This window comes from Pseudomonas sp. KK4 (assembly GCF_001984065.1).
GTDB lineage: Bacteria > Pseudomonadota > Gammaproteobacteria > Pseudomonadales > Pseudomonadaceae > Aquipseudomonas.
In genome coordinates this window covers 14471-35546 of record NZ_LYVP01000019.1, presented here as the reverse complement: position 1 = coordinate 35546, position 21076 = coordinate 14471, and the positions used below count along the sequence as shown (strand labels likewise).

Genomic DNA, 21076 nt, shown 5'->3' with positions numbered 1-21076 from the left:
GCGGGCTTGCTCGCGAAGGCGGCTCAACAGGCAGCATGGAGGTCGACTGGCACACCGCTTTCGCGAGCAAGCCCGCTCCCACAGGGGATTTGGGCGGCTCAAAAACTTTGTGTACATCTGAATCAATACTGATCCTGCCTGGGCAAGCGCTGGGACAACTCGTCCAGCAGCTTCTGCTCGCGCTTGTCTTCCAGCGCCCGCGCCTCATCCATGTAACGTTGCACCAGTTTGCGCAAGCCTTCGACCCGGGCGAATGCCTGTTGCCAGGTCTCGCGCGCCTTGTTCAGGTTGTTCTGGTGCCAGGCCAGGCTCTGACGCTGCTGGTCGATGGCCGTGCCCAACTGCGCCAGGAAGCCTTGATAGCCGAGCAGCCATTGCCCCGACACACCGCCACTGCCGCGTACGATCCACTGTTCCTGATAATCGAGCCGAAAGGCTTCGAGGTCGGCCAGCTTGCTTTCCGCCAGGCGTACCTGACCTTGAAAGTGCCCCAGACGCTGGACCGCGGTTTTCTCAGCCTTTTCGGCCATTTCCACCACGGGGGCCAGGCGCCCTGCCCGAGTCTGGGCCATGGCCGATTAACCGCCCGCCGCGGGCGCGAAGATCGAGGCCAGATAGGCTTCGCTCTCGCCCAGGCTGATGCTGTCGTTGAGACCCTGGCGCAGGTATTTGACCAACTGCGGTTGCAGGGAAATCGCCAGGTCGGTCTCGCGATCACCGCCGGCCACATAGGCGCCGACGCTGATCAGGTCCCGGCTCTGCTGATAGCGCGACCACAACTGCTTGAAATACTGCGCCCGGGTCATGTGCTCCGGCGACACCACCGCCGGCATCACCCGGCTGATGGACGCTTCGATATCGATGGCCGGGTAATGACCTTCTTCGGCCAGGCGCCGCGACAGTACGATGTGCCCGTCGAGCACGCCTCGCGCCGAGTCGGCAATCGGGTCCTGCTGGTCGTCGCCCTCGGACAGCACGGTGTAGAACGCGGTGATCGAACCACCGCCCTTCTCGGCGTTGCCTGCCCGCTCCACCAGTTTCGGCAACTTGGCGAACACCGACGGCGGGTAGCCCTTGGTCGCGGGCGGCTCGCCGATGGCCAGGGCGATTTCCCGCTGGGCCTGGGCGAAACGGGTCAGGGAATCCATCAGCAACAGGACGTTCTTGCCCTTGTCGCGGAAATACTCGGCGATGCGCGTGCAGTACATGGCGGCGCGCAGGCGCATCAGCGGCGCATCGTCCGCCGGCGAGGCCACGACCACCGAACGCTTGAGGCCTTCTTCACCGAGGATGTGCTCGATGAACTCCTTGACTTCCCGACCCCGCTCACCGATCAGGCCGACGACAATAATGTCGGCCTCGGTGAAGCGGGTCATCATGCCCAGCAGCACGGATTTACCGACACCGGTACCAGCGAACAAGCCCAGTCGCTGACCGCGCCCCACCGTCAACATGCCGTTGATGCAACGGATGCCCACGTCCAGCGGTTCGCTGATCGGTTCGCGCTTGAGCGGGTTGATGGTCGGGCCATCCATCGGCACCCAGTCTTCGGCTTTCATTCCGCCCTTGCCATCCAGGGCCCGACCGGCGCCATCGAGTACCCGGCCGAGCATGCTCATGCCCATCGGCAGACGACCGCTGTCCGAGAGCGGCACGACCCGGGCACCAGGGGCGATACCGGCAACGCTGCCCACCGGCATCAGAAATACCTTGCTGCCGGAGAAGCCCATGACTTCGGCTTCGACCTGCACCGGGTGGTAACTGTCGTCGTTGATGACCATGCAGCGGCTGCCCATGGCGGCGCGCAGACCTTCGGCTTCGAGGGTCAGGCCGACCATGCGCAGCAGGCGTCCTTCAAGGATCGGCGCGCCGGCCAATTGCGTGGCCTCGGCGTAGCTGCTCAGGCGTTTGACGAAACTGGTGCGTTCAAGGCGCATCGGGAATGTCCGAGACCGGTTTGCTGTCGATCGGCAGGTCCAGGCTCAGGTCCGCCTCGGACGGGTGCAGGGCCTGCTCGTGCAGTTGATCGAACAGTTTGTCCATCACCCGCGCGACCCGGGTTTCCACCGTGGCATCGATGCGGCTGTGTTCGGTCTCGACCCGGCAACCGCCCGGCAACAGCGACTCATCCTCGACGATGCGCCAGGTTTCTTCATGGCGCTCGCGCAGGGCTTTGACCTGTTCGAAATCCTGAGGGTTGATGTACAGGCGCACGTTGCCCACGCCCAGCGGCAACAGCTTGAGCGCCTCGCGCATGACCTGTTCGATCTGCGTCGAATCAATCGCCAGTTCGCGCTGGATCACCTGTCTGGTGATGTGCTGCACCAGGTCGACCAGGGATTTTTCGATAAAGGTGTCCTGGTCAGCGATGGGCTCGAACAGGTGGCTCATCAGTTGCTCCAGCGCCGCGACCTTGGCGGTCAGCGCCACTTCGGCTTCCTGGCGAACCTTGAGGGTGGTGCTGTGAAACCCTTCTCTTTCGCCCACCGCGAAGCCTTCGTTGTAGGCCTCCTGACGAATGCTTTCCACTTCTTCGAGGGTCAGTGGCTGGACTTCCTCCAGCGGCACTTCCTCCATCTCTGGCGGTTCGGGTTCCGGCTCAGGTTCTGGCTCGGGTTCCGGCGGGTCGAAACTGGGCAGGGCCCAGGTATCGAAACCACTGACCTGCCCGGCCCGGATCAGGTCAGTGGGTAAATCGTCATGCTTGGCCATGGTGTCAGATCATTTCCTCGCCGCCCTTGCCGCCCAGAACGATTTCTCCGGCTTCGGCCATACGACGGGCAATGGTGAGGATTTCCTTCTGCGCGGTTTCCACGTCGCTGACGCGCACCGGGCCCTTGGCTTCGAGGTCGTCGCGCAGCAGCTCGGCCGCACGCTTGGACATGTTCTTGAAGATCTTTTCCTTGACGTTCTCGTCCGAGCCCTTGAGGGCCAGCACCAGCACATCGGAGGACACTTCGCGCAACAGTGCCTGGATACCGCGGTCGTCGACGTCGGCCAGGTTGTTGAACACGAACATGAGGTCTTCGATCTGACCGGACAGGTCTTCGTCGACTTCGCGGATCGAGTCCATGAGCTGGCCTTCGATCGAGCTGTCGAGGAAGTTCATGATGTCGGCCGCGCGCTTGATGCCACCCAGGGTGGTGCGCGAGGCGTTCGAGTTGCCGGAGAACTGTTTCTCGAGAATCTGGTTGAGTTCCTTCAGGGCCGCTGGCTGAACGGTGTTCAGCGAGGACACCCGCAGGATGATGTCCAGCCGCACTTTATGGTCGAAGTTGCCCAGCACTTCGCCGGCCTGATCCGGATCGAGATACGCCACCACGATCGCCTGGATCTGCGGGTGCTCGTAGCGGATCACGTCGGCGACGGCGCGCGGTTCCATCCATTTGAGGCTGTCCAGGCCACTGGTGTTGCCGCCCAGCAGGATGCGGTCGATCAGGCCGTTGGCCTTGTCCTCGCCCAGGGCCTGGGTAAGCATCTTGCGCACGTAGTCGTCGGAACCGACGCCCAGGCTGGTCTGGTCGCCGACGATGTCGACGAACTCGCTCATCACCTGTTCGACCTGCTCACGGTGAACGTTGCCCATCTGGGCCATGGCCACACCCACACGCTGGACCTCTTTGGGCCCCATGTGGCGCAGCACCTGGGCGGCGTCGGTAGAACCAAGGGACAGCAGCAGAATCGCGGCTTTGTCGACCTTGGACAGCTTGGCGGCAACGGCTCGGTTATCACTCATCTGCGTTAATCCACTCTTTCACGACCTGGGCCACACGACCCGGGTCTTCTGCCACCAGACTCTTGATTGCGTTCAACTGTGCGTCATAGCCTTCGCTCGGGCTCGGCAGCAGGATGCTGGTCGGGCCACCGAGGCTGACGCGATCGTTGGCCAGTTCGCCGTCCAGGCCGCCCATGCCACCCAGTTCCACGTCGCTGCCGATGCCGGCCAGCTGTTTGCCTTTGCCGCCACCGGTGATGTTGTTGAGCACCGGACGCAGCACGCCGAACACCAGCACCAGGATGAACAGCACACCCAGCACTTGCTTGACGATGTCCCAGAACCAGGGCTGTGAGTAGAACGGAATGTCGGCAATCACTTCACCGCGATCGGCGGAGAACGGCATGTTGATCACGCTGACGCTGTCGCCACGGCTGGCATCGAAGCCGACCGCATCCTGAACCAGGCGAGTGAAGCGCGCCAACTCATCGGCGCTCCAGGGCGCGCGAGTGGTTTCGCCATTGGCCGGGTTGACCTTGACCTGATCATCCACCACCACCGACACCGACAGGCGATTCAAACGGCCCTGTTGCTGCTTGGTGTGGCTGATGGAACGGTCGAGTTCAAAGTTCTTGGTCGATTGTTGACGCTTGTCCGCCGGGTATGGTGCCAGCATCGGCTGGCCGGTGGCCGGGTCCATGATCTGCTGGCCGTTGGCATCGACCAACGGCTGACCTGGCTGAACCATGCCTGCCGCAGCAGCGGTGCCGCCGGTGGTTTGTGGCGCGGAGGCCGGCGACGGCGGCTGGTTGCTCAGGGCACCCGGCACGCCTTGCGGGCCATTGCTGGCGGTGCGTTGTTCGTTGACCGACTGTTCGCTGCGCAGTGCCGGCTGATCCGGGTTGAACTGCTCGGAGGTCGATTCGACGGCACTGAAATCCACGTCAGCCGAAACTTCAGCCTTGTAGCGATCATTGCCCAGCACCGGTTGCAGGATGTTGTGCACACGCTGGGTGAGCATGCTTTCCATGCGACGGCTGTAGTCGAATTGCTTGCCGGCCATGGTCAGTTCGGAGTTTTCCGCCTGATCGGACAGCAGGTTGCCCTTCTGGTCGACGACGGTGATCTGCGATTTGCTCAGCTCGGGAACGCTGGTGGCCACCAGATTGATGATGGCGACAACCTGGCCTGGCTCCAGAGAGCGGCCGGAATAGAGTTCAACCAGAACCGAAGCGCTCGGCTTGCGCTCATCGCGCACGAACACCGAACTCTTGGGAATCGCCAGGTGCACGCGGGCACCCTTGACGTTGTTCAGGCTGGAGATGGTCCGTGCCAGCTCACCTTCCAGGCCGCGACGATAACGGGTCGCTTCCATGAACTGGCTGGTGCCCAGGCCCTGATCCTTGTCGAGGATCTCGAAACCGATGTTGCCGTCGCTGGGAGTGACACCAGCGCCCGCGAGTTTGAGTCGCGCACGGGACAGGTCTTCGGCCTTGACCAGCAAGGCACCTGAGTTCGGTTCGACGGTGTAGGGAATGTCGGCGGCGGCCAGGGTGTCCATCACCTGCTTGGCGTCCATGCCGGCAAGGCTGCCGTACAGCGGACGGTAGTCCGGCTGCTGGGACCACAACACCACGGCAAAACCAATCGCCACGCTGGCAGCCAGGCCGACCAACAGGCCCACCTGACGCAACATGGTCATCTCGGAAAGATTTTCCAGGAAGGACAGGCCGAACAGCGGCGGTTTGCCTTCTGTCGGTGTGGCCTTGGCCGGAACGTTATCGGCGACTGCTTCTGCCATGACTCAATCTCGTCCTTAAACCGGCATCTGCATGATGTCTTGGTAAGCCTGAACCAGCTTGTTGCGCACTTGGGTCAATGCCTGGAACGACACGCTGGCCTTTTGCGAAGAAATCATCACATCGGTCAGGTCGACGCCGCTTTTGCCAATCTCGAAGGCATTGGCCAACTGACTGGACGCTTGCTGGGTGTCGTTCACTTTATTGACGGCCTGGCCGAGCATGTCGGAAAAGCTGCTGCCATTCAGTTCAGGCACGGCGGCCGACGATTTCGGCGCAGACATGGCATCCATTTGCATGGCCCGCATATCCAGCATCAACCGATTGAATTCAATACCTTGGCTCATGATTTCTCTCTTTGGCGGCCCGCAATTTTTTGACGCTCACTCGGCGGGTACTCAGGTGTTAGCAACAAGGGTGCCAGCTCGGTGGCCTCGTTCCACAAAAGCCCTTCTCATCGCCGCCCCCTGTAGGAGCGAGCAGGCTCGCGATCAACTCAAGAGCACTGCGTTTATCCAGACGCCCAGCGTCTTCGTTAACGACCATCGCGAGCATGCTCGCTCCTACAGAGACAGAAGCAGCGACACTGTCAGGTGGCGAACAGGTAGGCTTCCACGTCCATCCCGGCATCGCGCATCTGCGCCAGCTTGTAGCGCAGGGTGCGCGGGCTGATGCCCAGGCGCTCGGCGGCTTCCTTGCGGCGGCCGCGTTCGGTGCGCAGGGTGTCAATGATCATCTGGAATTCGCGGCGGCGAAGGTCATCGCCCAAGGCTCCGGCAGACTCCGCTTCGACTTCTACCGCGCGCACCGGTGTGGTTGCAGGCAATGGGGCGAAGAGGGCCGGGCCCGTCAGGCAAAAATCCTGAGGCTGGATCAAACCGCCCTGCTGCAGGATCAGCGCCCGCTGAATCGCGTTGTCCAGTTCACGCACATTCCCCGGCCATGGATAACCGATCAGGCAGGCTTGCGCCTCGGGCGACAGCCGCGCGGCCGCGTGCTTCATTTTATTGACGTGTTTGGCCAGCAGACGCTCGGCCAGCGGCAGGATGTCGGCGGTGCGCTCGCGCAGCGGTCGCCAGGCCAGCGGAAACACCGACAGGCGATAGTAAAGGTCTTCACGAAAACGCCCCGCCGCCACTTCGGCGGCCAGGTCGCGGTTGGTGGTCGCCACCACGCGGATGTCCAGATTGATCGGCTTGCGTGCGCCCACCCGCTCGACCTCGCGCTCTTGCAACACACGCAGCAGTTTGGCCTGCAGCCCCAGTGGCATTTCGGAAATTTCATCGAGCAGGATAGTCCCGCCATCGGCCTGTTCGAACTTGCCCGGCTGGGCCGCAATGGCCCCGGTGAACGAGCCTTTTTCATGACCGAACAAAGTCGCTTCGAGCATGTTGTCCGGGATCGCCGCGCAGTTGATCGCAATGAACGGCTGACTGGCGCGATGGGAGTGCTGGTGAATGTAGCGCGCCAGCACCTCCTTGCCGGTGCCGGACTCGCCGGAGATCAGCACCGTCGAATCACTGCGGGCGACCCGCGCGGCCAGTTCGAGCAACTGCGCACTGGCAGGCTCGAAGGCCACCGGCCCTTCGCTGTCGATGGCACCGAGGCTGCCCAATGCATGCCGCGCTACCAGATCGAGCAAAGCCTTGGGCTCGAACGGCTTGACCAGGTAGTCCGCCGCGCCCTGGCGCATCGCATCCACTGCACGCTCCACCGCGCCATGGGCCGTCATCAGCAACACCGGCAGTTGCGGTTGACGCACTCGCAGCAAACCGAGCAGTTGATGCCCGTCCATGCCCGGCATATTGACGTCACTGACCACCAGGTTGAACGCCTCGGCCTCGACCGCCGCCAGGGCCTCCTCCGCCGAACCGACGGCCTTGTAATCGTGATGGGCAAGCAGCAGCGTGTCGGCCAGCGCTTCACGCAGCGCGCGGTCATCCTCGACCAGTAGAACCTTGATGCTCATGACTTCACTCCGCTCCCTGAGTGCTGCGTGTTTCATCGGAAAACAGCGGCAGCACGACCTGCGCGCAGGTGCCGCGACCGAGCCGCGAGCGCAACTGCAGCTCGCCCTGGTGGGCACGGGCAACTGCGTGAACCACGGTGAGGCCCAGGCCGGTGCCGTTCGCTTTGGTGGTAAAGAAGGGTTCGCCCAGACGCGCCAGGACGACGCCGTCGATGCCGCAGCCACTGTCACTGACGCACACGCGCAACTGGTTGCCACGGGTGTACAGATGGACTTTGAGGCGCACATCACCGGCACTGGCCTGGACGGCGTTTTCGATGAGGTTGAGCAAGGCGCCGACCAGGGTGTCACGACTGCACAGCAACTCGCCGGCATGGCTGTCGCATTGCCAGCGGATTGGCAGGTCCTGCACATGGGTCAGGGCCGCCGCCTGCAGCGATTGCATCAGTTGCTTTGGCGTGACGCGATCGGTCAACGGCAGCTCGCCCCGGGCGAACACCAGCATGTCACGCACCTGATGCTCCAGCTCGTGCAAGCGCTCCTTGAGGCGCCCGGCGAAACGTTGCTGGGTCTCGACCGGCAGCGCCTGCTCAGTCAAATGGCTGGCATAGAGCAAGGCAGCGGACAGCGGGGTGCGAATCTGATGAGCCAGTGAGGCCACCATGCGACCGAGGGAGGACAGGCGTTCGTGGCGGGCCAACTGGTCCTGCAAGTGACGTGTTTCAGTCAGGTCATTGAGCAGCACAAGCTGACCCGGCTCGGCATCCAGGGAGCGCGTGGCGATCGACAGACGCCGACCGTCCTTGAGGGAAATTTCGTGGCCGTCGTCTTCGCGAGGGGCAAAGCAGCGAGCAATCACATGGCGCCACAGCTCACCTTCCAGCGGCAGGCCCAGCAACTCACAGGCCGCCGGATTGGCTTCGCGCACGATGCCCTGAGCGTCGATGACGATGACGCCACCGGGCAACAGATCGAGGAGGTTTTGCAGACGGTTCGCCAGACGCTCCTTTTCCGCCAGTTCCTGCATGCGCTGGGCGCTGACCACGGCCAACTCACCCTTGAGTTCGGTGACCCGCGCTTCGAGCATGCTGTAGGAAGAGGTCAGTTGGCTCGACATCTGGTTGAACAGGGCGAATGCCTGCTCGAGGCCAAGTCGGCTTGCCTGCTCTACGGAAGACGAGTGCCCCAGGGCGTCAGGGACAGAGGAGATCTGGGCGGCTTGGGGCATCGTACTTTCTCGCTTGGCTGACCGTCAGTGAAACGGAACGTTGCGAGGGACGTAGCAATACCCGTGCCTAAAAAAAACCGCTTATAAATGAAGACCTTGAAAAACAGGCGTCAATCATCCGCCTGTTCATCACCGTCGCGACGGCTCATGCCGTACTTGCGCATCTTCTCCACCAGCGTGGTGCGGCGAATACGCAGACGTTCGGCGGCACGTGCCACGATGCCATTGGCATCATCCAGCGCCTGCTGGATCAGGCCCTGCTCCAGACCACCGAGGTAGTCCTTCAGGTCCAGGCCTTCCGGCGGCAGCATGGCATTGGCGGTGAAGTCCGGGGTATGGCCGTTGATGGCCACCCGCTCTTCCAGATCGCTGCGCAGGCTGTCGACCATCTGCTCGTCTTCGTCGTCGACGTAGCGGAATTTCTTCGGCAACTCGACCACGCCTATCACCCCGTACGGGTGCATGATCGCCATGCGCTCCACCAGGTTGGCCAGTTCGCGGACGTTGCCCGGCCAGCCGTGACGGCACAGGGACATGATGGCGGCGGAGTTGAAACGGATCGAACCGCGCTTCTCGTGCTCCATGCGCGAGATCAACTCGTTCATCAGCAGCGGGATGTCTTCGACGCGCTCACGCAGCGGCGCCATTTCGATCGGGAACACGTTCAGGCGGTAGTACAGGTCTTCGCGGAACGTGCCGATCTCGATCATGCTTTCGAGATTCTTGTGGGTGGCGGCAATGATGCGCACATCGACGCTCTGGGTCTTGTTGCTGCCCACGCGCTCGAACGTACGCTCCTGCAACACGCGCAGCAGCTTGACCTGCATCGGCAGCGGCATGTCGCCGATTTCGTCGAGGAACAGGGTGCCGCCGTTGGCCAGTTCGAAACGCCCGGCGCGACTGGTGATCGCCCCGGTGAAGGCGCCCTTCTCGTGACCGAACAATTCGCTTTCCAGCAGCTCCGCCGGAATCGCCCCGCAGTTGACCGGTACGAACGGCGCTTCACGGCGCTTGGAATGGTAGTGCAGGTTACGCGCCACCACTTCCTTGCCGGTGCCGGACTCGCCGAGGATCAGCACGCTGGCGTCGGTATCGGCCACTTGCTGCATCATCTGGCGCACGTGCTGAATCGCCCGGCTGGTGCCGACGAGACTACGGAAAAGATTGGGTTCGCGATGACGGCCGCGCTCGCGGGCCTGGTCATACATCTCGCGGTAGACCTGGGCACGATGCAGGGAGTCGAGCAACTTGCTGTAGCTGGGCGGCATTTCGAGGGTCGAAAGCACGCGACGACGCTGGTCTTCCGGCAGGTCGATGGAAGAATTATCGCCCATCAGCAAAACCGGAAGGAACTCATCCCAGGTCGAGAGTGTCTTTAGCAAGCCCAATAGCGCGCCAGGAGCATTGACCGTCCCGATAAGGACACAGATCACTTCACGACTTGATGACAAAGAGCCGACAGCCTGCTGCCAGTCGTGGCTACCGCAGGGTAAATTTTCTTCGCCGAGAAAATTTAAAATCACCGCCAGGTCGCGGCGGCGGACGCTATCGTCATCTATCAGCAGAATTTTGGTTTCACGCCACATGCAATAGCAACTTCCCTAGTCAACTCAATGCCCAAAATGCTGGGGCAAGCTAAACGCTTGCAGGCTAAATATGCCTGAAGACGACTGAAATCTGGAACAGCCACTAGTTAAGTCAAAAAACCGTGCACAGTCAAATTTATGGCGCACTATGTTTGGATTAACTGGCGTCAATTAACCAAACAGATGGTAAACCTTTGACGCCTTTTGTGCTTGATTGATCTGCGACATCTCGTCGACTATCGCCTGCCGCTCGCCCATGGTCGCCGTGAGCAACTCTTTGTACACCGCCAACAACCCCTCAAGATTGCTGCGCACTGCGTCTTCGTCGATCGGCGCCTCGCTGAGCACCTCGTCGACGCATTCGCGGCAGGTCGAATCCAGTTCGCCAATCGCGTCCCAATTACGCGCCGCCAGGGCGTCGATCAGGGCTTCGCGGGTTTCTTCTATGCGCCGCAGTGCTTGACTCATGACGTCATCCTCAGGCTTTGGGGCCTATTGATTGGCAATGGCATCCCAGCCGCTTTTCAGGGTTTCCAGCAGGCCGGAGACTTCGTCGATGATAACCACGTTGTTATCGCGGTTGGCTTCCATCAAGCGCGTCATCATGTAGGCGTACAGATTATCGAGCTGCTGCAGGGACGCCGGATCATTGGTCTTCTCCGGGTTCAAGCCATCGCGCAGACCGATGATGATGTCCACAGCTTTACCCAGCATCAACCCCTTGAGTGCAATATCGCCACGCTCCAGAGCCCCCTTGGCCTGAGCCATACGATCCAGGCCACCCTCCATCAGCATCTGCACCAGGCGATGCGGGTTGGCTTCAGAGACCTGGGCGTGGGAATTGACCTTCTGATATTGGCGAAGGGCTCTCATGGGGTTCATGTTTCTACCTCGTGACAGACAACAGCTTGAAATTTGAAGGGCTCTGATCTTTATGTCGACTGATCGACACAGAACTTTAACGTAGACCCGCCACCAAAGAAAAAACCCAGGCGCTGTCATTATCGACGACCTGGGTTTTTAATGCCTGACCTTAATCAGTCCGACTTCGGATTATTCAACGCGTTGAGCGTGGTCATGATGCTGTCGCTCTGTGCGCGCAACTTGGCCACCAAGGAGTCCATGGCGGTGTATTTAGCCGTGAGACTTGTTTGCAGAGCGGTCATGCGCGCATCAAGGGCATCCTGCTGTTTTTTTAGATCGTTCAGACTGTCGCTAAGACTAGTAGAACGCGCTGCAAAAACGCCGGTATTTTTTTGCGCAAAGCTGTCCGTGGCAGACTTCATGCGTGCTAGCAAACCGGTATCACCCGAAAAAATTCCGTTGATATCGGCAGCATTGGTAAGAGCCGCAGCACTAAACACCTTGTCGTCGATCGACAACAATCCGGTCTTCTGATCGGTTTCGACACCGAACTGAGCGAGGGACTTCAATTGGCCCGTACCGCCCATGGAGTTCAACTCGTTACGTACCGATGACAACAACGAACGCAGAGAGGCATCGCCTGTAAGGGCGCCTGTGGTCAATGAACCATCGGCATTGGTGGTGACCTGAGTCTCGGTATTCGCAGCCTTGATCAGCGCGTTGTAGGTATCGACAAAACCTTTGACCGCCGATTTGAGTGTCGTCGTGTCCGCCGCCACGGTGATGGTGAGTGGCGTGGGTGAACCGCCGCCGGACGGAGTGGGAGATATACCTGTCAACTTGAGGGTAATCCCGCTGACCGCGTCGGTAATGGTGTTGCTCTTGGACTCCATATCCACAACACCATCGATTTTATACTTGGCGTTCTGCGGCGTAGCGAGAACCGAAGTGCCAGTTTCAAGCCCGGAGTTGCCCGACAAGCTCAGATCCGACCCCTCGCCGGTCTTGTTAGAAGTCAGCACCATGCGAGAACCATTGGCATCGGTAAGAATGTTGGCACTTAGGCCCTGGTTTGCGTACTGGGAGTTGATCGAGTCGCGCACCTGCTGCAACGTCGCGCCCGCAGGAATACTGACGTCGAAAGTATCGGCTCCTTGCTTGATACTGAGCACAGTCGGCGATGTACCGGCATTCACCACCGAAGACGCGCCGCCGCTGAAGACTTTGGTGGAGATTTTCGACGCCGTTGCCAGTTGCGTCACCAACAGCGTGAAACTGCCCGCTGCCGCACCATTACCGGTGGTCACCGTAGCGACTTTCTCATCCGTGGACGTGCCGCTCAACCCACTGAAACTGGAGGCCGTTTTCATGTTATCCAGTGCGCCGCGAAACGCGTCCAGCGCCGCCTGGATTTTGCCGATAGACGACAGCGAAGTGGTTGCCTTCAGCGTTTGATTGTTGATCTGAGTTTGTTTGGGAGCCCTTTCAGAGTCCACCAAAGACTTCACAATCGCCTGGGTATCGATGTTCGAACCAATACCACTAACCGATGTACCCGCCATCATCTATCTCCTAGTTCAGTGGCTGCTGCTTTCTTGACGAAACGCGCCTCGAGCGCAGACAGCAACAAAATTCATGCCAGTTCAGACTTTGTCGTCAAACAACAAACTACTGGCGTCCGACAGGCTTTGGGCCAGTTTCAATGCAGCTTCCGAAGGGATCTGACGAATGACTAGGCCCGTTTCGGTAGCGATGACCTTGACCACGACACGGCCTGTGGAGTCATCAATGGAGAAATCCAGATTGCGCTGGGCAGCCTGGACAAATTCCTGAATATCGGTCACAGCCTTTTGCAGTTCATCTCGCTTTGGTTCGACGACCTTCGCTTCAGAATTTTCTGCCTTGGGCTGATCTTTTTTATCTGCAACAGCCGGCGTTGCACTTTGTGGGGCAACGGCGGGATAAGACAGGTTCAACTTGACGCTCATGTCCATGCTAGATCTCCTCGTCGCTCAAAAGACAAAAGGGCACGTAAACGCGCCCTTCCGTCACTCACCAAACTCTGGAATTAACCCAGCAGTTTCAGCACAGCCGATGGCAGCTGGTTAGCCTGGGACAGGATCGCGGTGGATGCCTGTTGCAGGGTCTGCTGCTTGGTCAGCTGAGCGGTTTCTGCCGCGAAGTCAACGTCCTGGATCACGCCACGAGCTGCTGTGGAGTTGTCCGAGATGCTGCGCAGGTTCGACACAGTGCTGTCGAAACGGTTTTGTACCGCACCGAGGTCAGCACGCTGAGAGTCGATGTTGGCGATAGCCTGAGTGATCACGTCGATTGCGTTTTGTGCGTTAGCGGCGGTGGTCACGTCAGTGTTGCTGACAACGGTCTTGGTCGAGTTGGCAGAAGTAGCTGCGGCAGCGCCGAACAGACCGCCGACGCCGGCACCTGACAGCGAGTAGCTGCTGGTGGAGTTCAGCGATACAGCGCCTTGAGCAACGATTGCAGTAGCAGCCAGAGCCGTGTAACCGCTCAGAGTGCCGGAGCCGTCTTTAGTGGCAACCTGAACGCCCGCAATGTTGGCGTTACCGTTGTTGAAGGTCAGGTTCTCGCCGGTATCAGATTTAACCGACAGGCTTTGAGTCGAAGAATCGTAGTTTACGCTGACGCCCAGTTTGGCAGCGTTGGATTTCAACTGATCTGCCAGATCGGAAGTGCTGGTGATACCAGTGAAGCTGACAGTTGCGCCAGCTACAGTCAGGTCGAAGGCAGCAGGCAAAGCAGCGGTAGCGGTTACTTTGAACGAGGCTTCAGTGCTCGCAGTAGCGCTCAGACCACCTACAGCGCCGTTCAACTTGGCAGCGACAGACTTAGCCGAATCGTTTGCAGCAATTGCCAGAGCAGCGCTAGTCTGGCCACCACCTGTTACAGTGATGTTGCCCGGAGTGTAAGCACCAGCAGCGCTAGGTGCGTTGGTTACACTTTTTAGTTGCTGGGAACCGATGTTGTTAGCCGATACGTCGCCCAGAGTCATGTTGATGGTCTGGTTGGCGTTGGCGCCGACTTGGAAAGCAGTAGTACCGAAAGAACCATCCAGCAGGTTACGACCACCAAAGGTAGTGGTGGTAGCGATACGGGTCAGTTCGGAAGTCAGGGCAGCGTATTCAGCGTTGTTCGACTTACGGTCTTCAGCGCTTGGCGAGCCGTTGGCGGAAGCCAGGGCCAGAGTACGCATTTTTTGCAGGATGTTGGTCGATTCTTGCATCGCGCCTTCAGCAGTTTGCGCGATGGAGATACCGTCACCGGCGTTTTTGATGGCAGTGCCCAGGCCGTTGATTTGGCTGGTCAGACGGTTGGAGATTTGCAGGCCAGCGGCGTCGTCTTTAGCGCTGTTGATGCGCAGGCCGGAGGACAGGCGCTGCATCGAAGTCTGCAGGTTGCCGGAAGCTTTGTTCAGGTTGTTCTGAACGGTCAAGGAAGCAAGGTTGGTGTTTACAGTTAAAGCCATGACGAAATCCTCGTTGGATGGATACTTCGGCTTCCGGCCCTGACATCCGTCGGGTTTGGCCTAGAGAACCTACGTAATAGTTATCGTCGTGGGACCCGTTTGCTTGAGGGGTTTTTTTGAATTTTTTAGTGGCAGCGTGCCAGCCCTTTATTTTCAAGGCTTTAGAGACAGAATACCGGCGCCAATAAAACGAAAAACGCCCGGGAACTTACATTTCCGGGCGTTTTTTTTTGCGACAGCGAAGCGTCGATCAGCCGCGATAGAGAATCGCCGAGCCCCACGAAAGGCCTACGCCAAAGCCGCTGATGGCCACACGAGTCCATTTGGAATCGAACACGTGGTTTTGCAACAGCAGCGGAATGCTCGACGAAACGGTGTTGCCGGTTTCGAGCATGTCCTTGACGAACTTCTCCGGCTCGCCTTCTTCGAAGCGACGGGCCACGGCATCTACGATGGCCGCACTGCCCTGGTGAATGCAGAAGGCGTTGATATCACTGGCCTGCAGATTCGACTCGTCCAGCAGTTCATGCAAATGCGCCGGCACCTTGAGCAAGGCGAAGTTGAAGACCTGGCGCCCGTTCATGAAGAACACACCGTCGGTAACCTTAAGGTGCGGCGCACCGGAACCGTCGGTGCCGAACTTCGATTTACCCAACTGCCAGACGGCGTTTTCGCCCATCCAGGTGGCGGTGGCGGCATCGCCGAACAGCATGGTGGTGTTGCGGTCTTCCGGGTCGACGATCTTCGAATAGGGATCGGCGGTGATCAGCAGGCCGTTTTTCAGCCCCGCCGCTTCCATGAAGCCCTTGATCGCATACAGGCCGTAGACGTAACCGGAACAGCCCAGGGAAATGTCGAAAGCGGCGACGTTGGTCGGCAGGCCCAGCTTGTCCTGGACAATCGCGGCGGTGTGCGGCAACCCTTCTTCATCACCGTTCTGGGTGACGACGATCAGGCAGTCGATGGATTCACGCTTGAGTTCAGGGCTGGCGGCGAACAACGCATTGACTGCTTCGACACACAGATCCGAGGTTTCCTGATCGGCATCCATGCGCGGCAAAAACGCCGAACCGATCTTGCCAAGGATGAAGGTTTCGTCCTTGTCGAACTTTGCACCCTGGGCGTAGTTATCAACCCCGGCTGTCGGCACGTAACTCGCTATATTTTTTATGCCAATCATTATGGCTTCCCAATAATAAACAGCTGAACATCGCCGCTCGCTGAATCGAGGGCGTCTACAGTCGGGGCCTGGCCCCCAGAAGAAGCGACATCGGGACTCTATTACAAGCCTTGGAGAGCCCGCCACCTTCACCGCCCGCAGACAGGATACAGTGAAGATGCGCGTTTTGACTGACGGGTCACTCAGAGATCGGCGCTTTATTTGATTTCGGGGTCCGAATGTCGCCCGCCGCACCACGTTTCCTACAAAAAAAACGCAAAAAAAAGCCAGCCCCTGTGACAGGGGCTGGCCGCGAGCGGTCAGGACCGACTCAAAGCTTGTTGAAAAGGCTCAACTGGGACACTTTGGCGAAGGCCAGTTGCGCGGCCTGCAGCATGGTTTGTTGCAGGGTCAGGCGGGTCAGCACTTCGGCAGGATCGGAGTTCTTGATCGCGTTGCCGGTCGATTCGTTGATCAGGCCCGTGCTGGTGTTCTGCTCGGTCTGCATGTCCATCACGTTGCCCCGCGCGCCGATCGCGCCACGGGCCAGGTCGACTTGGTTCTTGGCGTTGTTCAGGTTGGCAATGGACGAGGCCACAGTGTCTTGCAGGAAACGCTGCGCAATCGGATTACCCTGGGTCGGCGCGTCGAGGGCCGAACGCAGTTGACTGATGGTGTCGAGCACGTTTTGCGTCTGGTGCGTATTGACCGCGATATCAAACTGATCGCCGGCTACCGGATTAGGTGGCGTGCCGCCGAGGGTAAAGCTGACACCGGCGGCCGTGGCCACGCCAGCCGTCACGGTACCGGTGGAGACGGGTGTACTGCTACTGGTCAGTGGACGCGCATACAACTCAAAGGTGCCGGGACCGGTGAACTTCAGAACCGCCCCGCCTTCTGGAAAGAAGCTTTTGTAATCAGCGGCGTTGGTCACCGAAGTCTGGGAGATGATGGCTGTCGAGGTATTGCCCGGGGCTCGGTTGGCAACAAAGCTGTCTGGTTTGGCAGTCAACTGGAAACTATGACCTGCGATCACAGCATCCGCACTGGCGGTGTCGGCAGGGGTGTCGCCCGGCTGGAAAGCAATATCCAATTTGAAGGTCACACCACGGAAAGTCACGTCGGAACCACCTTTGGCATTCGGATCAAACTTGCCACCACCGATCGCCTCTGCAGTCACGTCATTACCCAGTGCATCGGTAATCACAAACTGGGTACTGCTGGTAAACGCCATGGTGTAAGGCTGCCCGCTGCGAAAATTCGCATCGAATGCCGCACCGGAACTGACCAGTCCAGGCGACAGTTTCACACGCCCGTCATCGACGGCCGGCGCGGTCATGGTAGTCGAGCTGCGCGCCGCATTGATCGCCTGCTGGAACACATCCCAACCGGTATCGTTCAGACCCAGCGACATCGAATCGCCGATTTTCAGCTCCAGCTGAGTCTGGTCACCCTGGTAGCTGTAGGTGCCATCACTGTTTTTCACAAACGGCTGCGTGTTGTTGCTGGCGCCGGAGAAGATGTACTTGCCGTTGGCATCCTTGCTGTTCATCAGGCTCAGCAATTGCTCTTCCGACTGCTTGAGTTCGGCAGCAATGGATTTACGGTCATCGTCGTTCAACGAACCGCCACCGGCACGCACGGCCAGTTCACTGACTTTCTGCAGCGTGTTGTTGATGCTGTCCAGTACGCTTTCTTCCTGCGCCTGGGCGGTGTTCAGCGCCTGGATGTTGGTGGTGTACTGCCCCAACATGGCTTTTTGTTGCTCCAGTTGCAGCAAACGCGCGGCGCCCACCGGATCGTCGGCCGCCGTGTTGACCTTAACCCCGCTGCTGGCCTCTTCCGCGGTTTTCATCACGTTGTTGAGGTTGCGCGAATAGTTGGCAGCCGACGCCGCGTAATATTGTGCTGTAGAAATACGCATGTTCTACGGCTCCTTAAAGGGCATTGATCAGGGTGCTGAAAATTTCCTGCGCAGTCTTGATGATCTGCGAAGAAGCCGTGTAGTACTGCTGGTACTTGGTCAGATTGCCCGCCTCTTCATCGAGGTCGACGCCCGACAGCGAGTCCCGGGCATTACGTGCACTGGTCACAATGGTATCGGTGGCCGTGGCATCGAGTTGACCTTGCTTGGTCAGCGAACCAACGGTGGTCACCAGACCACCATAAGCATCGGTGAAACTGACACCCGGGCTGGTCGCGCTGGCGCCGACGGTGGCCTTGGTTTGAAGGCCGAGCAATGCCTGGGCGTTGCGGTTGTCGGTGCTGTCCGCCGCGGTCATGGCGATGTTGAAGCTGTCACCCGACGCCGGGCTGCCGCTGACGGTCATGCCGACATTGAAGGTCTTGGCGTTGCCACCGGCATCGGTGTACGGCACGGCGATGTTCAGGTCGTTGTTCTGGCCCGGGACGATGCTGCCGGTGCCGATGCTATTGCCCTTGGCGTCGAAGACTTCGTAGGCGGTCGCACTGGTCATCGTCAGACGCACCGGCATCGACGCCTTGACCGCCGATTGCACCTCCAGGCGCTGCACCGGATCATAAATATCCAGGGTAGTCTTCAGGCTCGGCTGGCTCACCGCACCGGTGCCGTCGTTGCCCGAGGCCTTGGTCGAGGTCAGCGGTGCGGAGGTGGCCAGGGTCTTGGTGTCGGTCATGACCGTTGCCATGTCCGCGGCGGACCCACGGGTCGGGGTGATCTTGAAGCTATCGCCGGCAGCGACGGTGCCGGCGTTGATGCTCAGGCTGAAGCCGTCGATCACCGGTTGTGCAGCCGGCGGCGTGGCGAAGGCGAAGTTGCCCATGTCGGTGTTGTCCGACAGGCGACGCACGTTGTAACCGGTGGCGGTGATGGTCACCTGATAGTCACTGGCCTGCACCTTGCTGGTGTCGTTGATGGTGACGTTCAGGTTGCCGGATGCCGGGTTGTTGTTGCCGTTGGCGATACTGCGTTGGCTGATCGCGGCCGCACTGTTGATGTTGTTGAACAGTGCCGCGCCAAAGTTGCCGTTCTGGTCCAGGCCCTGGCCCAGTTGCTTGTTGACCTGATCGGCCACAACCATGGCGATGCGCCCCAGACCATTGACCGCAGGCGTCAGCACTTCATTGCGATAACGCACCAGCCCGCCCATCTCGCCGCCGCTCATCACCGACGTGATGTCGACCGACGAGCCGTTGCGATCCATGATGATCGCGGAACGGGTCGGATCGGCCGGGTCCGGCGACACGCGCAATTTATTGACGGTATCGCCGACCACCAGTGGCTGGCCGCTGCCCAGGTAAATATCGAGACGGCCTTCGGTTTCAGTCACCTGAGTACCGACCAGTTCATTGAGCTGGCGAATGGTTTCGTTGCGCTGATCCAGCAGCTCGTTGGGCGTGCCGCCCGAACCGCTGACTTCGGCGATCTTCTTGTTGTAGACCGCAACGGTCGAGGCCAGCTTGTTGACCTGGTCGGCCATCGAGCCCAACTGGTCGTTGATATAGCTGTTCTGCTGGCTCAGTTGCTGGGAGATCGCATTGAAGCGACTGCTCAAGCCCTGGGCGTTGGTCAGCAGCGCCTGGCGCGCGGCGTTGTCGTTGGAGTTGCCGGCCAGGGTTTGCAGGGACGAGAAAAACGCCTGCAAGGATTTGGTGACACCGGTACCGCTGTCGGACAACAGCTTGTCGACCTGAGTGGCCTGGCCCAGATACGCCTGGGCGTCACTGTTGAGCGACGTGGTGGTCTGCAACTGCGAATCGAGGTAGCTGTTGTATACCCGGCGCACATCGGCCAGCGTGGTGCCGGTACCGATGAACACATTGCCGTACTGAATGGAATTCTTGCTGTTCTGTACGGTTTGTTGGCGCGAGTACCCGACGGTATCGACGTTGGAAATGTTATTACCGGTAGTCACCAACGAGGCGTGGCTAGCGGACAGACCCGACATTCCGATGTTGAGCAAACTCATGATTCAGACCTTATACCTTGTGTCTATAAAGGCGTCGTGGAAGCGCCCGCCGCGGCGTAGTTTTGGTAACTCGTCATCTGCCTGGCTATCTGCGAAATCTTGCTCGCGTACTGCGGGTCGGTTGCGTAACCGGCCTTTTGCAGCTCGCGTACAAACTGTTCCGGGTTATCGGCCGACTTCACGACATCTTGATAGCGATTGTTGGTTTGCAACAGCGTCACAAGGTCATGGAAGCTGTCCCTGTAAGAGTCATAGGAACGGAACTCGGCCGTCTCCTTGACCATCTCGCCGTTTCTGAATTCGCTGGTGATCGCCCGCGCCGAATTGCCCTGCCAATTGCTGCTGGCCTTGATGCCGAACAGGTTGTGGCTGCTGCTGCCATCCTGGGCGCGCATGACCGATTTACCCCAACCGGTTTCCAGTGCGGCCTGAGCCACCAGGTACCGCGGATCGAGGCCGATGCGGTCGGCGGCTTCCTTGGCCATGGGCAGCATGGCATTGACGAATTCGTCGGCGGAACTGAAGGCTTTCTTCGCTGGCGCCAGGGGAATCTGTGCGATGGCGCGACCGTGAGTCTGCATCGTCCCGCTGGTCATCGCCTGCGCGTTCGCCAGCCAGTCGCCGTTATACAAAGCACCGGCGCCGGTGGTGGTGGCGACGCGTTCCGGCAATGGCGCCTTGTTGACGGCCGCAGCGGTCGTAGCCGAAGGCACCAGACCTGCCAGCAAACGATCGGCCAGTTTCGGCGGCAACGCCAGGCGACGCTGGTTGATCAGCGCCATGTCGTTGCGATGCTCGCCCTCGCCTGTCGGCGCCTTGACCGAACGCGACGCCCACAGCGGGCGCTCGCCATTGACCCGCGACAGCGGCCCGTTGATTGCCACGGTGCCGGCAGCCACTGGCGTTTGTGCAGCGGCTTTCGCGGCTTCCTGCTTTTGCGCAGACAGGATCGCGGCCTCGCCCGGCGCCAACGGTTTATTCTTCGACATCTGGCGCATCAGCACGTCCGCCAGACCAATGCCCCCGCCTTCGCGGGACATGGAAACGGCCAACTGCTGGTCGTACATTTCCTGATATTGCTTGGCTTCGGGCGTATTGAGCGGGTTGTCCTTGCCCAGCGCTTCGGTGGCCGAGCGCATCGACTTGAGCATTTCGCCAAGGAACAGCGATTCGAATTCCTGCGCGACCTTGCGCATGTTCGCGTCGCTGTTCTTGTCGCCGACCTTGAGCTGGTTCAGGCGGTTCAGGTCGGAAAAAGAACCCGAATCGCTGCTGCTGACGCGACCGCTCTTGTACATGTCCAT

The 21076-nt window shown here is 59.8% G+C and carries 18 protein-coding genes; all 18 read right to left on the bottom strand.

What is annotated here, in order from left to right; genetic code table 11:
- Positions 1 to 122: 122 nt before the first annotated feature.
- Positions 123 to 572, bottom strand: a complete 450-nt coding sequence (gene fliJ, locus B0W55_RS09655) for a flagellar export protein FliJ (RefSeq protein WP_077045776.1) — start codon at positions 570 to 572, stop codon at positions 123 to 125.
- Positions 573 to 578: 6 nt separating this feature from the next.
- Positions 579 to 1937 (bottom strand): flagellar protein export ATPase FliI, encoded by a 1359-nt coding sequence (gene fliI / locus B0W55_RS09650; RefSeq protein ID WP_077045775.1) that lies wholly within the window; start codon positions 1935 to 1937, stop codon positions 579 to 581.
- Positions 1927 to 2712 (bottom strand): flagellar assembly protein FliH, encoded by a 786-nt coding sequence (fliH, locus tag B0W55_RS09645; RefSeq protein ID WP_077045774.1) that lies wholly within the window; start codon positions 2710 to 2712, stop codon positions 1927 to 1929. Before fliH ends, fliI begins: the two co-directional genes overlap by 11 nt.
- A gap of 4 nt (positions 2713 to 2716) precedes the next feature.
- Positions 2717 to 3736, bottom strand: coding sequence for a flagellar motor switch protein FliG (fliG, locus tag B0W55_RS09640; RefSeq protein ID WP_077045773.1), 1020 nt, complete (start codon positions 3734 to 3736; stop codon positions 2717 to 2719).
- Positions 3729 to 5516: a flagellar basal-body MS-ring/collar protein FliF gene (fliF, locus tag B0W55_RS09635; protein WP_077045772.1), complete on the bottom strand. Its 1788-nt coding sequence runs from the start codon at positions 5514 to 5516 to the stop codon at positions 3729 to 3731. Before fliF ends, fliG begins: the two co-directional genes overlap by 8 nt.
- Positions 5517 to 5531: 15 nt before the next feature.
- A complete protein-coding gene (gene fliE / locus B0W55_RS09630; RefSeq protein ID WP_077045771.1) occupies positions 5532 to 5861 on the bottom strand; it encodes a flagellar hook-basal body complex protein FliE in 330 nt (109 codons plus the stop codon).
- Between the two features lie 242 nt (positions 5862 to 6103).
- Entirely contained in the window at positions 6104 to 7483 is a 1380-nt protein-coding gene (gene fleR, locus B0W55_RS09620) for a sigma-54-dependent response regulator transcription factor FleR (protein ID WP_077045769.1), read from the bottom strand.
- A 4-nt stretch (positions 7484 to 7487) separates the two neighbouring features.
- Complete coding sequence (locus B0W55_RS09615; protein WP_077045768.1) at positions 7488 to 8711, bottom strand: PAS domain-containing sensor histidine kinase; 1224 nt, start codon at positions 8709 to 8711, stop codon at positions 7488 to 7490.
- Between the two features lie 110 nt (positions 8712 to 8821).
- Positions 8822 to 10297 carry a sigma-54 dependent transcriptional regulator gene (locus B0W55_RS09610; protein WP_077045767.1) on the bottom strand — a complete coding sequence of 492 codons (1476 nt, stop codon included), beginning with the start codon at positions 10295 to 10297 and terminating at the stop codon, positions 8822 to 8824.
- A 171-nt stretch (positions 10298 to 10468) separates the two neighbouring features.
- Positions 10469 to 10765 carry a flagellar protein FliT gene (gene fliT, locus B0W55_RS09605; protein ID WP_077045766.1) on the bottom strand — a complete coding sequence of 99 codons (297 nt, stop codon included), beginning with the start codon at positions 10763 to 10765 and terminating at the stop codon, positions 10469 to 10471.
- Positions 10766 to 10789: 24 nt separating this feature from the next.
- Complete coding sequence (gene fliS, locus B0W55_RS09600) at positions 10790 to 11179, bottom strand: flagellar export chaperone FliS (protein WP_077045765.1); 390 nt, start codon at positions 11177 to 11179, stop codon at positions 10790 to 10792.
- 155 nt (positions 11180 to 11334) lie between these two features.
- Positions 11335 to 12723 (bottom strand): flagellar filament capping protein FliD, encoded by a 1389-nt coding sequence (gene fliD, locus B0W55_RS09595; RefSeq protein WP_077045764.1) that lies wholly within the window; start codon positions 12721 to 12723, stop codon positions 11335 to 11337.
- A gap of 81 nt (positions 12724 to 12804) precedes the next feature.
- Positions 12805 to 13155, bottom strand: a complete 351-nt coding sequence (locus B0W55_RS09590) for a flagellar protein FlaG (RefSeq protein ID WP_077045763.1) — start codon at positions 13153 to 13155, stop codon at positions 12805 to 12807.
- A gap of 74 nt (positions 13156 to 13229) precedes the next feature.
- A complete protein-coding gene (locus tag B0W55_RS09585; RefSeq protein WP_077045762.1) occupies positions 13230 to 14663 on the bottom strand; it encodes a flagellin in 1434 nt (477 codons plus the stop codon).
- A 250-nt stretch (positions 14664 to 14913) separates the two neighbouring features.
- Positions 14914 to 15843: a ketoacyl-ACP synthase III gene (locus B0W55_RS09580; RefSeq protein WP_077045761.1), complete on the bottom strand. Its 930-nt coding sequence runs from the start codon at positions 15841 to 15843 to the stop codon at positions 14914 to 14916.
- A gap of 310 nt (positions 15844 to 16153) precedes the next feature.
- Positions 16154 to 17746 (bottom strand): flagellar hook-associated protein 3, encoded by a 1593-nt coding sequence (locus B0W55_RS09575; RefSeq protein WP_077045760.1) that lies wholly within the window; start codon positions 17744 to 17746, stop codon positions 16154 to 16156.
- A gap of 13 nt (positions 17747 to 17759) precedes the next feature.
- Positions 17760 to 19772 carry a flagellar hook-associated protein FlgK gene (flgK, locus tag B0W55_RS09570; RefSeq protein ID WP_077045759.1) on the bottom strand — a complete coding sequence of 671 codons (2013 nt, stop codon included), beginning with the start codon at positions 19770 to 19772 and terminating at the stop codon, positions 17760 to 17762.
- 23 nt (positions 19773 to 19795) lie between these two features.
- Positions 19796 to 21076: a flagellar assembly peptidoglycan hydrolase FlgJ gene (flgJ, locus tag B0W55_RS09565; RefSeq protein ID WP_077045758.1), complete on the bottom strand. Its 1281-nt coding sequence runs from the start codon at positions 21074 to 21076 to the stop codon at positions 19796 to 19798.

Bases quoted from the DNA above. Each gene is read 5' to 3' on its own strand.
- B0W55_RS09575 (WP_077045760.1), bottom strand. From the start codon at position 17,746: ATGCGTATTTCTACAGCACAATATTACGCGGCGTCGGCTGCCAACTAT.
- fliD (WP_077045764.1), bottom strand. From the start codon at position 12,723: ATGGCGGGTACATCGGTTAGTGGTATTGGTTCGAACATCGATACCCAG.
- fliF (WP_077045772.1), bottom strand. From the start codon at position 5,516: ATGGCAGAAGCAGTCGCCGATAACGTTCCGGCCAAGGCCACACCGACA.
- B0W55_RS09610 (WP_077045767.1), bottom strand. From the start codon at position 10,297: ATGTGGCGTGAAACCAAAATTCTGCTGATAGATGACGATAGCGTCCGC.
- fliT (WP_077045766.1), bottom strand. From the start codon at position 10,765: ATGAGTCAAGCACTGCGGCGCATAGAAGAAACCCGCGAAGCCCTGATC.
- fliE (WP_077045771.1), bottom strand. From the start codon at position 5,861: ATGAGCCAAGGTATTGAATTCAATCGGTTGATGCTGGATATGCGGGCC.
- B0W55_RS09590 (WP_077045763.1), bottom strand. From the start codon at position 13,155: ATGGACATGAGCGTCAAGTTGAACCTGTCTTATCCCGCCGTTGCCCCA.
- fliG (WP_077045773.1), bottom strand. From the start codon at position 3,736: ATGAGTGATAACCGAGCCGTTGCCGCCAAGCTGTCCAAGGTCGACAAA.
- fliI (WP_077045775.1), bottom strand. From the start codon at position 1,937: ATGCGCCTTGAACGCACCAGTTTCGTCAAACGCCTGAGCAGCTACGCC.
- fliH (WP_077045774.1), bottom strand. From the start codon at position 2,712: ATGGCCAAGCATGACGATTTACCCACTGACCTGATCCGGGCCGGGCAG.
- fleR (WP_077045769.1), bottom strand. From the start codon at position 7,483: ATGAGCATCAAGGTTCTACTGGTCGAGGATGACCGCGCGCTGCGTGAA.
- fliJ (WP_077045776.1), bottom strand. From the start codon at position 572: ATGGCCCAGACTCGGGCAGGGCGCCTGGCCCCCGTGGTGGAAATGGCC.
- B0W55_RS09585 (WP_077045762.1), bottom strand. From the start codon at position 14,663: ATGGCTTTAACTGTAAACACCAACCTTGCTTCCTTGACCGTTCAGAAC.
- flgJ (WP_077045758.1), bottom strand. From the start codon at position 21,076: ATGGACATGTACAAGAGCGGTCGCGTCAGCAGCAGCGATTCGGGTTCT.
- fliS (WP_077045765.1), bottom strand. From the start codon at position 11,179: ATGAACCCCATGAGAGCCCTTCGCCAATATCAGAAGGTCAATTCCCAC.
- B0W55_RS09615 (WP_077045768.1), bottom strand. From the start codon at position 8,711: ATGCCCCAAGCCGCCCAGATCTCCTCTGTCCCTGACGCCCTGGGGCAC.
- B0W55_RS09580 (WP_077045761.1), bottom strand. From the start codon at position 15,843: ATGATTGGCATAAAAAATATAGCGAGTTACGTGCCGACAGCCGGGGTT.
- flgK (WP_077045759.1), bottom strand. From the start codon at position 19,772: ATGAGTTTGCTCAACATCGGAATGTCGGGTCTGTCCGCTAGCCACGCC.